The 13,482-nt window shown below is 44.1% G+C and carries 15 protein-coding genes; 1 reads left to right on the top strand and 14 read right to left on the bottom strand.

Annotated features, from left to right (window positions below; all coding sequences use genetic code 11):
• Positions 1-121 precede the first annotated feature (121 nt).
• From KH180_RS12485 to KH180_RS12445, 9 genes are all read right to left on the bottom strand, one after another.
• Positions 122-1,282 (bottom strand): iron-containing alcohol dehydrogenase, encoded by a 1,161-nt coding sequence (locus tag KH180_RS12485; protein ID WP_290760837.1) that lies wholly within the window; start codon positions 1,280-1,282, stop codon positions 122-124.
• Positions 1,283-1,287: 5 nt separating this feature from the next.
• A complete protein-coding gene (locus KH180_RS12480) occupies positions 1,288-2,127 on the bottom strand; it encodes a class II fructose-bisphosphate aldolase (protein WP_290760836.1) in 840 nt (279 codons plus the stop codon).
• A 92-nt stretch (positions 2,128-2,219) separates the two neighbouring features.
• Positions 2,220-3,476 carry a zinc-binding dehydrogenase gene (locus KH180_RS12475; RefSeq protein ID WP_290760835.1) on the bottom strand — a complete coding sequence of 419 codons (1,257 nt, stop codon included), beginning with the start codon at positions 3,474-3,476 and terminating at the stop codon, positions 2,220-2,222.
• Positions 3,473-3,865 carry a PTS glucitol/sorbitol transporter subunit IIA gene (locus tag KH180_RS12470; protein WP_290760833.1) on the bottom strand — a complete coding sequence of 131 codons (393 nt, stop codon included), beginning with the start codon at positions 3,863-3,865 and terminating at the stop codon, positions 3,473-3,475. Before KH180_RS12470 ends, KH180_RS12475 begins: the two co-directional genes overlap by 4 nt.
• An 18-nt stretch (positions 3,866-3,883) precedes the next feature.
• Complete coding sequence (locus KH180_RS12465) at positions 3,884-4,438, bottom strand: PTS sorbitol transporter subunit IIB (RefSeq protein ID WP_290760831.1); 555 nt, start codon at positions 4,436-4,438, stop codon at positions 3,884-3,886.
• A 10-nt stretch (positions 4,439-4,448) separates the two neighbouring features.
• Positions 4,449-4,820 carry a hypothetical protein gene (locus KH180_RS12460; RefSeq protein ID WP_290760829.1) on the bottom strand — a complete coding sequence of 124 codons (372 nt, stop codon included), beginning with the start codon at positions 4,818-4,820 and terminating at the stop codon, positions 4,449-4,451.
• A 23-nt stretch (positions 4,821-4,843) separates the two neighbouring features.
• The gene (srlA, locus tag KH180_RS12455; RefSeq protein WP_290760828.1) at positions 4,844-5,395 is read right to left on the bottom strand and encodes a PTS glucitol/sorbitol transporter subunit IIC; all 552 of its coding nucleotides are present in this window, start codon (positions 5,393-5,395) and stop codon (positions 4,844-4,846) included.
• A 15-nt stretch (positions 5,396-5,410) separates the two neighbouring features.
• A complete protein-coding gene (locus tag KH180_RS12450; RefSeq protein ID WP_290760826.1) occupies positions 5,411-5,875 on the bottom strand; it encodes a transcriptional regulator GutM in 465 nt (154 codons plus the stop codon).
• A 12-nt stretch (positions 5,876-5,887) separates the two neighbouring features.
• Positions 5,888-6,850, bottom strand: a complete 963-nt coding sequence (locus KH180_RS12445) for a sugar-binding transcriptional regulator (RefSeq protein WP_290760824.1) — start codon at positions 6,848-6,850, stop codon at positions 5,888-5,890.
• A gap of 389 nt (positions 6,851-7,239) precedes the next feature.
• Here KH180_RS12445 and deoC point away from each other — a divergent pair, with 389 nt between their 5' ends.
• Positions 7,240-7,953 (top strand): deoxyribose-phosphate aldolase, encoded by a 714-nt coding sequence (deoC, locus tag KH180_RS12440; protein ID WP_290760822.1) that lies wholly within the window; start codon positions 7,240-7,242, stop codon positions 7,951-7,953.
• A 54-nt stretch (positions 7,954-8,007) separates the two neighbouring features.
• On the opposite strand, the gene KH180_RS12435 is transcribed toward deoC, so the two are convergent.
• The 5 genes from KH180_RS12435 to KH180_RS12415 all read right to left on the bottom strand — a co-directional run bounded on the left by KH180_RS12435 (position 8,008) and on the right by KH180_RS12415 (position 13,155).
• Positions 8,008-8,877: an AraC family transcriptional regulator gene (locus tag KH180_RS12435; RefSeq protein ID WP_290760821.1), complete on the bottom strand. Its 870-nt coding sequence runs from the start codon at positions 8,875-8,877 to the stop codon at positions 8,008-8,010.
• Positions 8,878-8,902: 25 nt separating this feature from the next.
• Complete coding sequence (locus tag KH180_RS12430) at positions 8,903-9,862, bottom strand: sugar-binding transcriptional regulator (protein WP_290760819.1); 960 nt, start codon at positions 9,860-9,862, stop codon at positions 8,903-8,905.
• Positions 9,863-10,007: 145 nt separating this feature from the next.
• The gene (locus KH180_RS12425; RefSeq protein WP_290760818.1) at positions 10,008-11,258 is read right to left on the bottom strand and encodes a diaminopimelate decarboxylase; all 1,251 of its coding nucleotides are present in this window, start codon (positions 11,256-11,258) and stop codon (positions 10,008-10,010) included.
• Position 11,259: 1 nt separating this feature from the next.
• Positions 11,260-11,958, bottom strand: coding sequence for a TrmB family transcriptional regulator (locus tag KH180_RS12420; RefSeq protein WP_290760817.1), 699 nt, complete (start codon positions 11,956-11,958; stop codon positions 11,260-11,262).
• A 93-nt stretch (positions 11,959-12,051) separates the two neighbouring features.
• Positions 12,052-13,155, bottom strand: a complete 1,104-nt coding sequence (locus KH180_RS12415; RefSeq protein ID WP_290760816.1) for a GGDEF domain-containing protein — start codon at positions 13,153-13,155, stop codon at positions 12,052-12,054.
• Positions 13,156-13,482 lie beyond the last annotated feature (327 nt).

Here is a 13,482-nt window from a genome sequence, read left to right as displayed (position 1 = left end):
TTTCCACATATGAAGAAGTTCTGATGTTGTTCCAATTTATGAGACAAAGACACGGCTATGCCCCGACTCAGTCAGAGTCCGGAGCATAGCCGTGTCATATTACATATGAAGTCCCATATTGTTATTCATAAGCTTTTTCAAATAAACCGATGATATCTTCTTTTGTTCCTTTTCTGGGATTACTGAATGCATTTCCGTCCAAAAGCGCATTTTCAGCCATCAGTTCAAAATCCTGTCTGAGAACCCCCATCTCTTTTAAAGTCTTTGGTATCCCCACATCTGCTGCCAGGTTTCTCATGGCATCAACCGCCTTTTGGGCAGCTTCCATCACAGACATGCCGTCCGTGTTTTCTCCCAGAAAACCTGCCAGATCGGCAAATCTTTCCGGTGCAGAATTCAGATTGTACTCTTCCACCACAGGAAGCAGTATCGCATTGGCAACACCATGGGGCATGTCATACTGTCCTCCAAGCTGATGGGCCATGGCGTGGACATAACCTAAGTTTGCATTGTTGAATGCCATGCCCGCCAAAAGAGAAGCATATGCCATGTTTTCTCTTGCCTTCTGATTCTGTCCGTTTGCCACAGCCTGTCTTAAATTTCCTGCTGCCAGTTTGACCGCCTGAATAGCTGCAGCATCCGTGACCGGATTTGCATCCACAGATACATAGGCTTCCACCGCATGAGTCAGTGCATCCATTCCTGTGGCTGCGGTAAGGGCTTTGGGCACTCCCAGCATAAGAAGCGGATCGTTAATTGATACCAGCGGTACATTCCTCCAGCTTACGATAACAAACTTCAAATGGGTATCCAGATTGGTCAGAACACAATGTCTCGTCACCTCGCTGGCAGTTCCTGCTGTAGTGTTTACTGCAATAATCGGAGGCAGCGGACTGGTCAGTGTCTCAATGCCTGCATATTCTGTCAGCGGTTTTTCATGAGTTGCCGCAATGCCGATTCCTTTTCCGCAGTCATGGGAGGAACCTCCTCCCACTGTGATGATGGAATCGCATCCCTCTTCTATATACACCTTAAGCCCCTCTAAACAGTTTTGAACCTTTGGATTTGGCTCAACCCCTGTAAAGACTGCATAATCAATCCCTGCATGTTTCAGAGATGCCGCCGCCTGCATGACAGGACCGTCCTCCATTTCATTCAAAAATGTATCTGTCACCAGCAGCGGTTTCTTTACGCCGAGCAGCCTTATACGTTCTCCCAGGACTTCAATACATCCCGGACCCATAAAGTTGACTGCAGGGGCCATATAATCATAATATCTCATATTTTCTATTTTTCTCCTTTGGTTTGGAACACCTCATAATAATGTTCCAGGCATTCTTTCATTCCCTGGACAGCCAGTTTTGTGCTGTCATAATAACTTCTCTGGCCGTAGCCTTCCTTTGTCTTTTCCCTGGCTGCAATGGTCAAGTCTGTAAAAATATTTACTTTGCAGATTCCAAGCTGTACGGCCTTTGTCAGATTCTCATCACCGGATCCTGAACCTCCGTGGAGAACAAGAGGTACCTCTACACTGTCTGCTATCTGCTCAAGCCGCTCAAAATTCAGATGCGGAGTGCCTTTATATTCTCCATGTGCTGTCCCTATGGATACAGCCAGAGAATCCACTCCTGTAAGCTCTGCAAATTCCACTGCCTCATCTGCTTCGGTGAGCATCGTGTCGTCCTCATCCGGGTCCAGGTAGGATTCTCCTCCGCCCACATGCCCGATTTCTGCCTCCACCGTTACATTCCGTTCATGGGCATAGTCTGTAATTTCCTTTGTTTTCTCCACATTCTCTTCAAACGGAAGACTGGAGCCGTCAATCATAACAGAAGTAAAACCTGCATCTATGGCTTGTTTTACCATCTCCGGGGTAAAGCCATGGTCATAGTGAAGGACAATGTCCTGCTTACATTTCCCGGCATAATATTTTATGATATGCGCTGCTTCTTCAATCCCCAGTTGAGGAGTATGTACCTCTGCCAGACAGACCATCAGCGGATGATTTGTCTCCTCTGCTGCCTCCAGTACTCCTTTAATGCTTTCCAGATTAAATACATTTACGGCAGGCACTGCATAGTGTCCTTCTTTTGCTGTTTTTAAAATCTCTTTGCTGTTTACTAACATAAGCTGCTCCTTTTCGTTGACTTCACAGATGCTTTATTATATTCTGGTCTTAAGAATGGATTTGGTGTACGGAATACAAATTTCGCCGTTTGTCAGAAATTATTCAGCAAATAATTCTCTGCCTCTGCACACCACAATCCATTATTTTTTTTCGTGATTTCTGCAAGCCTATGAAATCTCAAGTCTTCTTTTCCTTTTTCCTCAAATTCGCCAATCGCTGTCAGTTCCATGTCGATCCCTACATAGACCAGCTTTTTGCCTCCGTTAATCTTCGGAAGATTTAACGTTGTATCAATCACTGCATTCATTCCCCCCACATGGGTCACCATCACTGCCGGATTGAGAATCCCTTCACCGGACATTTTGAGGCATTCCATCATATCCTCTGTATTTCCGCCGCTGGATCCTACAATATGGGTCATTTTATAGTGAACATTAAAGAAATTAAACATGGCTGACAATTCCGGATCTACCGGCCCTGCAAAAAAGTTCAGACAGCCGTCAAAGCCCAGAATTTTATCTGCGGTCTCAATCACCTGACGGACTGGTGCATACACAGAGACGTCATCGAATCCAGTCCCCCCGGTCAGCGCTCTTAACGTTTCCGCCTCATTTTCTTCTTTTGCAGTGTTTACAAAATGAAGCTCTACACCCCTCTCTTTTGCATATTCTTCTGTGAACAGCGTCTGTGCTCTTTGCAGCCGTTCCTCATCAATATCTGTCACTACAAGCAGACCCGGCCTTCTGTCACAATTCAGCATATATCCGACAGCTCCCAGTCCCATAGGCCCGCAGCAGGCCAAAAGTGCACTTTTGCCGCCTTTTACAATCCCCATCTCATGGCTGTACACTCCCCGCTCTCCGTGATACATAGAGTGAAAAGCTCCGATAATACAGCTCATGGGCTCCGCAAGAGATGCCTGGAAAAATCCATTGCCGCTGTCAAACGGGAGCAGGCAGCCCTTTTCCATGACAATGTCCGGCACGATAATAAAAGTTGCGTCTCCCCCGCAGTATTCAAAAGAATATCCCACAGAAGCCATAGATCCTTCAATATTCAAGGCCGGCTGAATGGTGTAGGTCTCATTTTCCTTATACTGATCTTTCCATTTTCTGCCCACTTTTCTTACAATCCCTGCACATTCATGCCCTACGATCACCGGGCGCTCACCAATGTCTTTATTTACTCTCTGGTGGTCTTCCCCCTGCAGTGCTTCCTTATAAGTGGACATACACACACTGTCAGATATGATCTCCATCAGGATCTCATCCTCTTTTAACTCCGGCAACTCAAATTCTTCCAGCCTCAGATCCTCTTTTCCGTAAATTCTCACTGCTTTTGTCTTCATTCTATCCGTTCCTTCCTTCTGTGCCTGACGATTTGTATAATGCTTCCCGGGCCGGCCTTCGGCGCTTTCAAAGCTTTCAGGTAAATGCTCCCCGGAAGGATCTCCTGATCGGGATTTTCCCCGAATGTCAGAGTACAGTGCCCCAGCTGTGAAAGATTTTGGTACACCACCTCTCCGACACAAAGAATCTCAAATTCCTGATCATCTACCAGGAGACAGTCTCCCTTTTCCGGTTCCGCAGTCACTTTGTTATTGTTATGTATAAATACCATGTCCTCCAGAATCTCCGGCACTTCCTGTCCAAACAGGATCAGCAGATTCTGGTCCAGCGCATCCATTGCTTCCGATCCAAGGCGGATCACTTGTGTCTTATATATTACCTGACTCATTCGGCTTAGCTACCTCCGTTAAAACATTCCGGTCATCAGAATGAATCCCATCAGTACACCCAGCGGTGCAGTCACAAACCGTACCATCAGGACAGCCGGGACCGTACATTCCACCGTCTCCGGCTGTGCATCCTCAAGCCCCAGGGCAACCGGTATAAAATCACAGCCTACCTGCGGATTGATGGCAAACAATGCCGGAAGTGCATACTGCGGAGGGATGGTCCCTTTCCCGATCTCTGTGCCGATCAGCACACCAATAACCTGTGCGATAACAGCTCCCGGGCCAAGCAGCGGGGACAGCAGCGGTACGCCGCAGATCAGAGAGATGATAATCAGCCCTATAAGACTTCCTGCCAGCGGCTTTAAACCATTGGCAATCATATTCCCTACTCCGGTGGCTGTAATGATTCCAACTAAAGCTGATACAAAAAACATAAAGGGAAGGATTGTCCCCGTGATAACATCCATTGTCTCTCTTCCGGCCTGGAAGAACACGGAAGTAAATTTACCGGCTCCCCGTCCGAATGTATCAATAATCCTAGAAACTACATTGCCTTTCTTATCCTCCATCATTCATCCTCCTCTAATCTTCATTTAAAGAAACGTTCTCTGGTTTCACTCCGGATACATACAGACCCTCTTTGATAAAACCTTTCAGCGGCCCGGATGGTCCCCCTCCATTGATATTAATCGTAAGAATTCCCTTTTTAGGAAGAATCCCAAGACGGCAGGTTCCGCCGCAGTCAATCACCGCACAGGCTGTCTCTTCATCCTTCACCGGATTCTTAAATCCGTCCACCACCGGCGCCCCGGTCAGCTGGGCTATCTTCTCTGCCACCGGATGGATTTTTCCTCCTGTGACACTGACGATCTTCTGTCCTTCTTTTGGTGTCACCAGCAGAGGGGTTCCCCATCCGCTTCTGCCTTTTTCAACTTTTACTGTTTTATAACTCATATCCATATCCTCCTTATACAACATTAAATTGTCAGTTCATTGGAGTCCCTGAACGGAACATCGTTTTTCTTCGCATAGATCATCCAGATCTTTTCTGTCAGTACACCCCTGATAAAGGCGAGCACGATACCGATCAGCAGAAACCGTACCGCAAGTCCCGTGGTGCCCAATCCAAGCTTCTGGATGCCGCTTGAAATTCCCAGCCAGATAAATAATTCCCCTGAATTTACGTGTGGGAACAGTCCGGTCATCGGATGTACCACTGTACAGCAGGCATCAAAGAATGATCCTTTGTACTTTTCCGGCAAAAATCTTCCCAGTGCAAAATTCATAGGATTTGTAAACACAAAGTAAGAGATGATCGGAAGAACCGTATATCTCATGATCATGTTCTTAGATCCTTTCAGCGCAAATTTTTCAATGCGCTCCTCGCCGATCAATTTTACAATTGCCAGCACAAATGTCATCAAGCATGCCAGTGTAGGCAGGATGGATGTGACCAAACCCATCAGGTTTTCTCCTCCCGCATTAAACATCTTGATAAAACCTTCAAAAAAAGAACTAACAGCGTCCATAATTACCTCCTTCAATTATGCTTGGCTCACATGATTTTTCTGATTGATATAATCATAAATATTTTTCGCAGCCAAAATGATTGCTTTTTCCTCACTTGTTTTCCTTTGGTCTTTTTTCTTTCTAAACTTTTTCTTCTTCTGGCCTGTCTCCTGTAAAAATTCCTCCTTCCTGATTTCCAGGGACAAATCCCTCCCGATGAGATCCTGATTGGGCCTCATCCTGCTCAGCACAGATACTCCGGTCAATTTCACTGAATCTTTTACGATCATGTTCCGGTCTGCCACCACAAGCAGAATGCATCCTTTTCCAAAAAACCTCCCTTTTGCCTGCCCGAATCCGATGCAGTAACTGCGGGCATACCGGTCTGTCAGCTCCTTATAGATTTTTTGGATATTCCTGGCCTGCCTGTATGCAAAGAATCCCTGCAGAAGCCATGCAGCCACGATCCCTCCAAAGACAATTGCCATTGTGACTTTCATACATACACCTCCCTAAATCCCTAAAATATTTTCTGCAGTTGCAGCATCCGTGATCAGCACATTAATGATTCCTCCCTTCAAAGCACCTGTGATCGCTTCTGTTTTCTCAGGCCCGTAGGCGACTCCTGCCCGGATTGGTATCTTTTTCATACGCTCCAGTGAAATTCCCACCGTCTTTTTGTTTAGCTTTTCATCCAGTGTATTTCCAAAAGAATCATAGATTCTGCCTACGATCTCCCCTACGCCTCCCTGTCTTCTGAGTTCTTCATACTCTTCCTTTGATCTCATCCCTGCTTTGATGATAGAAGAATCGGTTTCCAGTGTACCGATACCAAACAGGGCAATATCGGACTGTTCTGCAATTTTTAAAACTTTTGAGACTCCTTCAATGCTCTCGATCATATTTTTGGACTCTTCATCCTTCACAAACATAGGGGCTGACAGATTATAGCTGGTACATCCCAATATATCTCCGATTCCGGTAGCCAGCGTATTTGAATAGGTCATACGGTATTTATAATTCCGGTCTACCTCGCTGGGCGTGCCCAGAAAAGGGACAATTTTTACATTCCGGTAGGACAGCGCCCGGGGACGTTCATCCACTTTAAGATACCGGACAAATTCATACATAGCCCTGCCCCAGGTCACTCCCAAAATCATATTTTTCTTGAGCACCCTGATAACATAATCCACAGATTGGCCTGCCACAGCCTGTGCAGAAGTCTGTCCTCCGCTCGGCACTGCTACCAGGGCTTCCTCCAGTCCAAATCTTTTTTCAATTTCTTTTTCCATCAGCATATTGCTGGACTCGGGATATGTAATATGAATCCGCACGATCCCTTCCTGTTTTGCTTTTCCCAGCGCTCTGGATATCGTTGTCCTTGACACATTTAATTTTTTTGCTATCTTCTCCTGAGACAGGCCATCTTTGAAATATAATTCTGCTACTTTGATCAAAAATCTGTCACTTTCCACTTTCTATCCTCCCTTCTCTGATGGGTATGGTCATTTGACCATGTTCCTGTTTTATTGACCGTTTTCTACATTGTACGTTTGACCGTACAGTCTGTCAATAACCACAGATCCTTTTCAGCAATCCTTCACATGGACAATTGTTTTTTATGGTTTTATTGCTGATAATGATTTTGGAAGAACTACAAAATGACATCAAATAAGGGACAAAATGGACAGAAGGTCTGCTTGAGAAGGTTACCCATAAAACAGAAGGTGTCTCTCAGCGATAAGATTTGATTTAAAATATCAATATATTACAAATAAATGCTGTTTTAAAACAAGAACCACGGATGAAATGATGATATATTACAATTACAGTAACAAACTCTGACTATCTCAGGAGGTAGATTATGAAAAAGATTTCTAAAAAAGCTAGTGAAATGTCAACAAAAGAACTGGCGCTTTACATTGATTATTCTGTGCTGAAACCGGAATTTACAGAAGATCAGATCATTGAACTGACAAAAGACGGGGTTAAATTGGGATGTGCAACCATCTGTATTAATCCAGGGTATATTGAACTGTGCACTCCATATGTAGAAGGCAGCGAAACAGGACTCTGCCCTGTGACAGATTTTCCTTTTGGTACAAGTTCCACAAAGTCTAAAACTGCGCAGATTGAAATTGCAGCCCAGTATGACTGCGTGAAGGAGATTGATGTGGTAGCTAATTTTGGCTGGATCAGGTCCGGAGAATATGCCAAGGTCACTGAGGATCTGAAGGCCTGTGCAGATATGGCCCACAAATACGGAAAAGAACTGAAAGCTATTTTTGAAACAGATGCGCTGACAGAGGAGCAGATCAAAGAGACATGCCGATGCTGTATAGAAGCAGGCGTTGATTTTGTTAAGTCCAGCACAGGTTTCCTCACAGGCTTTGAACTGCGCGGTGCAGCACCGGATGTGATAAAGCTCATGATGGATGAAGTGGGTGATAAGTGTAAGATTAAGGGCAGCGGATGCATCCGTACAAGGGAGCATTTTTTACAGCTGATCGACATGGGAATTGACAGAATGGGAGTCGGCTACAAATCAGTGCCTGTGGTTCTTGGATTGGAGCCATAAGAATCATGATATCTGACTTAGAAATAAAATAAGACCGCCGGCCCAAGATATGCATCACTGTGACGGCGGCCTTCCATTCATTTTTCTGAATCTGGACGGCGGACATTGATATTTCTTTTTAAACAGATGGTAAAAGTGGCTGAGCGACGAAAAGCCGCACAGCATGCTGATCTCTATGATCTCTTTTGAGGTCTGGGTCAGAAGATAAACAGAATATTCCAGCCGTCTGGTGTTGATATATTCTGTTGGAGTGACAGACATTACAGACTTAAAAACCCGGCACAGATGATTGGAAGAACATGCAGACAGCTCGATCATTTTAGGAAAACCTATTCTCAGGTTATCAATCTTCTGCATTTCTTCCAGCATTGGCTGAAACCAGGAAGGACAGCTGACAGCCGGGTATTCTTCTGTTTCATAGGAAAAGAAATGTCTTGCGAATATATCTGCAAGGCAGCATTTGGCATAAAAAATTGTTTTCTGTACTGCCGTTGTCTCCATAAGAGCACCGATTTCTTCAAAACGGCAGATGATTTCTTTTCTCTCCGCATCTCCCATGTGAACACATACCGGCAGCTCTGCATCGGCCAGGCTCTGCAGCATCGCCGAATGGTCCAAAAACAGCCGGACATTCTGGAATATCTGCTCACTGAACCCTATATTCACGATTCGAAAATCCCCGGAATAATAAAATTCATAGCTGTGCGTATCCTTAGGCCGTATGAAAATAAGATCACCCTGCGTGATCGTCTGTATGGAATTGTTTACAAGATGAAGGGCGCTGCCCTCTGCAACGATAAAAAACTCATAAAAGGTATGTGTGTGAATAGACGCTGTCTCTTTGAACCGGGAATTTCTAAACAGCAGTCCTGTCTTTTCATCCAGAAATGTATGTTCTTTTCCATACACAGGAATATGTGTCACAGTCTTTCCCTCCTTATCAGTAATATTAATTTAAAACAGATTCTGCCGTGGCCGCATCCGTGATAAGTACATTGATAATCTTGCCTCTCAGGGCCCCTTTGATCGCTTCCGTCTTATCTTTGCCATAGGCAATTCCCACCCTGATCGGGATCTGTCTCATACATTCAAGGGAAATTCCGATCATTTTTTTCTTCATATCCTGATCCACCGTTTCTCCCCTGGCGTCATATATGCGCCCTACAATTTCTCCTACGCCGCCTCTGTTCTCAAGTTCTCTGTATTCCTCTTCTGTTCTGATGCCGGCTTTCAGGATAGATGAATCTTTTCCGAGCGAACCAATGCCGAAGACGGCCACATCCGCCTGCTCTGCGATCTTTAACACACTGGATATTTCTCCGATACCTTCTATCATTTGTTTGACGTTTTCATCTTCCACAGACATAGGAGCTGACAGATTGTAGCTGATACAGCTTAATATACCGCCTACTTCCGTAGCCAGAATATTGGAATAAGTCATTGCAGACTGGTGGTCACTGCTGCCCCCGCTGGGTGTTCCGAGAAAAGGTACAACCTTAACATTCTGAAAAGACAGGGATTTAATCCTGGAATCTTTCTCCAGCTGATCTACAAAATGAAACATGGCTCTTCCCCAGGTCAATCCAAATGTCATGTTTTTCTTAAGCACTCTGATGATATAGTCTGCAGCCTGGAAAGAAACTGCCTGTTCTGCTGTCTGGTTAAATCCCGGGACTGCTACCACAGCTTCCTTAAGATCATACTGCTTCTCCAGCTGCTTCTCCAGTTTCATGTTGCTCTGATCCGGATAATTAATATGGATCCGGACATATCCCTCCTTTCTTGCCTTAATCAGAGTTCTGGACACTGTAGTTCTGGACGTATTCAGTTTTTTTGCGATCTTTTCCTGTGACAATCCGTCCTGGTAATACAGCTCAGCCACTTTTATTAAAAATCTGTCATTTTTCATCTAATGTTCTCCTGGAAATTCTGGATTTATTTTCATATATCTTTTTTTCATTTTAAATTTGATTCCAGCGTATGTCAAATTTTTAAAAAGAAAGCAGACTCTGCTGGATACAGAATCTGCTTTCCTGACTTTTCCATTTACTTGATTAAAAGTTAAATCCTTCTATAGTTGCAAAGTAATCTTCCGGTGTCTCTGCCCGTCTGATCAACTCTGTACTGCCGTCTTCCTTCAGCAGGATTTCTGCTGATTTCAGCTTTCCGTTATAATTGTATCCCATTGCAAAGCCATGGGCACCCGTATCATGAAGCACCAGCAGATCTCCCTTATCAATCTTCGGAAGCTTTCTGTCAATTGCAAACTTATCGTTATTCTCGCAGAGAGAACCGGTTACATCATACATATGGTCGCATGGTTCATTTTCTTTTCCCATAACTGTAATATGATGATAAGCACCGTACATCGCCGGACGCATCAGGTTGACTGCACAGGCGTCCACACCGATATACTCCTTGTGAGTGTGCTTTTCATGGATCGCTCTCGTCACAAGATGACCGTTCGGAGCCAGCATATAACGACCCAGTTCCGTAAAGATCTTCACATCTCCCATGCCGGCAGGTACAAGTACTTCATCAAAGGCTCTGTGTACGCCTTCTCCGATCACCGCAATATCATTTCCCTCCTGATCCGGAAGATACGGCACACCCACACCTCCGGAAAGATTGATAAATCCGATATGAACTCCGGTTTCTTTCTGCAGTTCCACTGCCAGCTCAAACAGCTGTTTTGCAAGCGTTGGATAATAGTCGTTGGTCACTGTATTGCTTGCTAAAAATGAATGGATCCCGAACTCTTTGACACCCAGTTCTTTCAGTTTTAAGAAAGCTTCTGTCATCTGCGGTCTGGTCATGCCGTACTTGGCATCCCCCGGATTATCCATAATATCCGTTCCCAGAGAAAAGACACCGCCGGGATTATACCGGCAGGAAATAACCTCCGGAATTCCTGCTGCTTCCTTTAAGAACTCAATGTGTGTGATGTCATCCAGATTGATAGTAGCTCCGAGCTTTTTGGCAAGCACAAACTCTTCTGCCGGTGTATCATTAGAAGAGAACATGATCTCACTTCCGTCAAAACCACAGCGGTCAGACATCATAAGTTCTGTCAGAGAAGAACAATCCGTGCCGCATCCCTCTTCCTTTAAAATCTTTAGAATCGTTGGATTTGGAGTTGCTTTCACTGCAAAGTACTCTTTAAACCCTTTATTCCATGAAAATGCCTTATTTAAGTTTCTGGCAGTTTCCCTGATTCCCTTTTCGTCATACAGGTGAAACGGTGTAGGATATTCTTTTACGATTTCGTCTAATTGTTCTTTTGTTACAAACGGTTTCTTTGCCATTTTATTGATTCCCTTTCTTGATCTCTAATAGTTTTATCTCATTGGCCAGAGCATCTTTGAACACCTCTGCCAGATTATGGTTGCTGGAGTACAGACAGGCAGCATTGTAACGGTCTATCAAATCTCCGGTCAGCACATAGGTAGAATCTGTGATAAGCCGGATCTGTTCCTTTTTATGCTCTGTCAGATAAATGACCGCTCCTTTAAGTTCAAAAGGTTCATTCGTAATGATCACGACCTTGATCCCCCGGTTCACCAGATCCGTAAAATATGGCCGGAACATATTCAGCTTTTCATTGGCTGCAGATACATAGACCCGCTCCTTTGTATCCAGCAGCATGTTCGTAAACTTATCAAGAATCTGCTTTTCCCCTTTGATTGTCAGATATGCGCCCTTGTTCATCCGACGCCTCGGAAGCTTTGCCACCAGCTCTTCTTTGCTTCTGGTAAGATCCCGCAGTCTGTTCACACAGAATTCTTCTGCCGGAACTGCCTGATACTTCACTGTGTCTTCCTCAGACATATAGGCTGCTCCTTTTTCCACAAGCCCTGCCAGCGCATTATAGGTATTGGACCTGGAAATTCCGCTTTTCTTTGCTGCTTCATACCCGTTCAGCTCCCCTTCCAGAACCAGAAGAATATAGAGATTTGCTTCCTGTCTGGTCAGCCCGAAATTCATCAGACATTCAACATTTTCCATTCTGCGCCTCCATTCGTGTTCCTTTATAGGAATACTATAATACGGGCGCAGTTCTTTGTCAATAACTATAATTGAGGAAAATAATCAGCTGAATCACTTCTTAATCTTTTTATTTTGGTACATCTTTGCGTCTGCCAGAGAAATCAGTTTATCCAGAGAACTGCCGTCTTCAGGAAAGCTGGAACTGCCCGCACTGCATCCTTTGAATGGAATATAGCAGTCCGATACACTGTAGCTGAGCTGGGACAGCTTTTTTATAAATTCTTTTGGATCTTCATCCGTGAAAATACAGATAAATTCATCTCCCGACATGCGGTATAAACTGCTCTGTTTCTTCAGAAGTCTCTCTGTCCTTCTGGCAAATTCGCAGATATACTCGTCCCCGGCCAGATGTCCGTACAGATCATTGACCTGTTTAAAACAATCCAGGTCAATGAAAATCAAATGAAACCTCTGCCCCCTTCGGATCAATTCCTGCGCATCCTGAAACAGACTGTGGCGGTTCTTTAATCCTGTTAAGCCGTCCACGTAGGCAATTTCTTTTAAATCACTGATATCCTTAGAATTTACCACCAGGTAATAGATAATAATAAAGTTCAGACTGGCATTCAGTGCCAGCACAAGCAGGCACATGATCTTTAACAGTTTATTCTGGGGATAAGTGAAATGTACATTAAATAAGACTGTGGTGAAAAACCAGGTCAGACTGAAAAACAAAAAAATATTTTTTGTCTCATCTTTCATTATCTTCAGTACTCTTACAAGTCTCTTTTTGATCCATGAGACAAAAAATGTCAATGTAATAAGATACAGAATTGTCTGGACAGCCAGAACTGTGCCGATAAAATTACCCGCTGAAAAAATCTTTGCAGTGTGGACTGAAAGAGAAAAAATCAGCATGGTATAAATCCACGATGAACAGGCAATGCTGATGATTCTTTTCCATGATTCATTGTACAGGTATTTTAACGGAAACAAATAAAGAATTCCGATCAGTGTAAACATCCCATTTCCATTTCCAAAATTCTTTGCCCTGGAAAGACCTGCATAGGATACAGAAATCAAAAGCAATGAAAATACAACAATATAAAGAAGTGTTTTTCTCAGAGAATACTTTCTTACACAGCAAAGATTAACCACACTCATATTAACGGTCAGCATTTCAAGGGCTACAAGAATATTCAACAGCACATCCATATCTTTTGTCCTTTCCTGTAAATTCCGAGTCTTTTTATTATTATACCTTATCGTGCGAAGCACGTCTATCCGAAGGATATAATATACGGTGTGCCCTGTGGGTATACCTTATCGTGCGCAAGCACGCCAGCCCAGAGGGCATAGAATAGGGGCTGCCGGGAAATAGGATGTTCCTGCAAAATCATATCCTGCAGAAAATTTCTATTTTACGACAGCCCCTGCGTCTTTTTACCAAACTCTCCAGTTCATCATTTTGCTGTATTTTCCAAACACCTTTTTCCCTGCGGAGTCTGTTTTATATGCCCTGACTTTTATGTAATATCTCTT

Source organism: Anaerostipes sp. (assembly GCF_018381315.1).
Taxonomy (GTDB): Bacteria; Bacillota; Clostridia; order Lachnospirales; family Lachnospiraceae; genus Anaerostipes.
This window is presented reverse-complemented; position numbering and strand designations above follow the sequence as displayed.

What these genes read in the sequence shown, in the direction of transcription:
- KH180_RS12485 (WP_290760837.1), bottom strand. Translation starts at nt 1,282, where the DNA reads ATGAGATATTATGATTATATGGCCCCTGCAGTCAACTTTATGGGTCCG.
- KH180_RS12480 (WP_290760836.1), bottom strand. Translation starts at nt 2,127, where the DNA reads ATGTTAGTAAACAGCAAAGAGATTTTAAAAACAGCAAAAGAAGGACAC.
- KH180_RS12475 (WP_290760835.1), bottom strand. Translation starts at nt 3,476, where the DNA reads ATGAAGACAAAAGCAGTGAGAATTTACGGAAAAGAGGATCTGAGGCTG.
- KH180_RS12470 (WP_290760833.1), bottom strand. Translation starts at nt 3,865, where the DNA reads ATGAGTCAGGTAATATATAAGACACAAGTGATCCGCCTTGGATCGGAA.
- KH180_RS12465 (WP_290760831.1), bottom strand. Translation starts at nt 4,438, where the DNA reads ATGATGGAGGATAAGAAAGGCAATGTAGTTTCTAGGATTATTGATACA.
- KH180_RS12460 (WP_290760829.1), bottom strand. Translation starts at nt 4,820, where the DNA reads ATGAGTTATAAAACAGTAAAAGTTGAAAAAGGCAGAAGCGGATGGGGA.
- srlA (WP_290760828.1), bottom strand. Translation starts at nt 5,395, where the DNA reads ATGGACGCTGTTAGTTCTTTTTTTGAAGGTTTTATCAAGATGTTTAAT.
- KH180_RS12450 (WP_290760826.1), bottom strand. Translation starts at nt 5,875, where the DNA reads ATGAAAGTCACAATGGCAATTGTCTTTGGAGGGATCGTGGCTGCATGG.
- deoC (WP_290760822.1), top strand. Translation starts at nt 7,240, where the DNA reads ATGAAAAAGATTTCTAAAAAAGCTAGTGAAATGTCAACAAAAGAACTG.
- KH180_RS12430 (WP_290760819.1), bottom strand. Translation starts at nt 9,862, where the DNA reads ATGAAAAATGACAGATTTTTAATAAAAGTGGCTGAGCTGTATTACCAG.
- KH180_RS12425 (WP_290760818.1), bottom strand. Translation starts at nt 11,258, where the DNA reads ATGGCAAAGAAACCGTTTGTAACAAAAGAACAATTAGACGAAATCGTA.
- KH180_RS12420 (WP_290760817.1), bottom strand. Translation starts at nt 11,958, where the DNA reads ATGGAAAATGTTGAATGTCTGATGAATTTCGGGCTGACCAGACAGGAA.
- KH180_RS12415 (WP_290760816.1), bottom strand. Translation starts at nt 13,155, where the DNA reads ATGGATGTGCTGTTGAATATTCTTGTAGCCCTTGAAATGCTGACCGTT.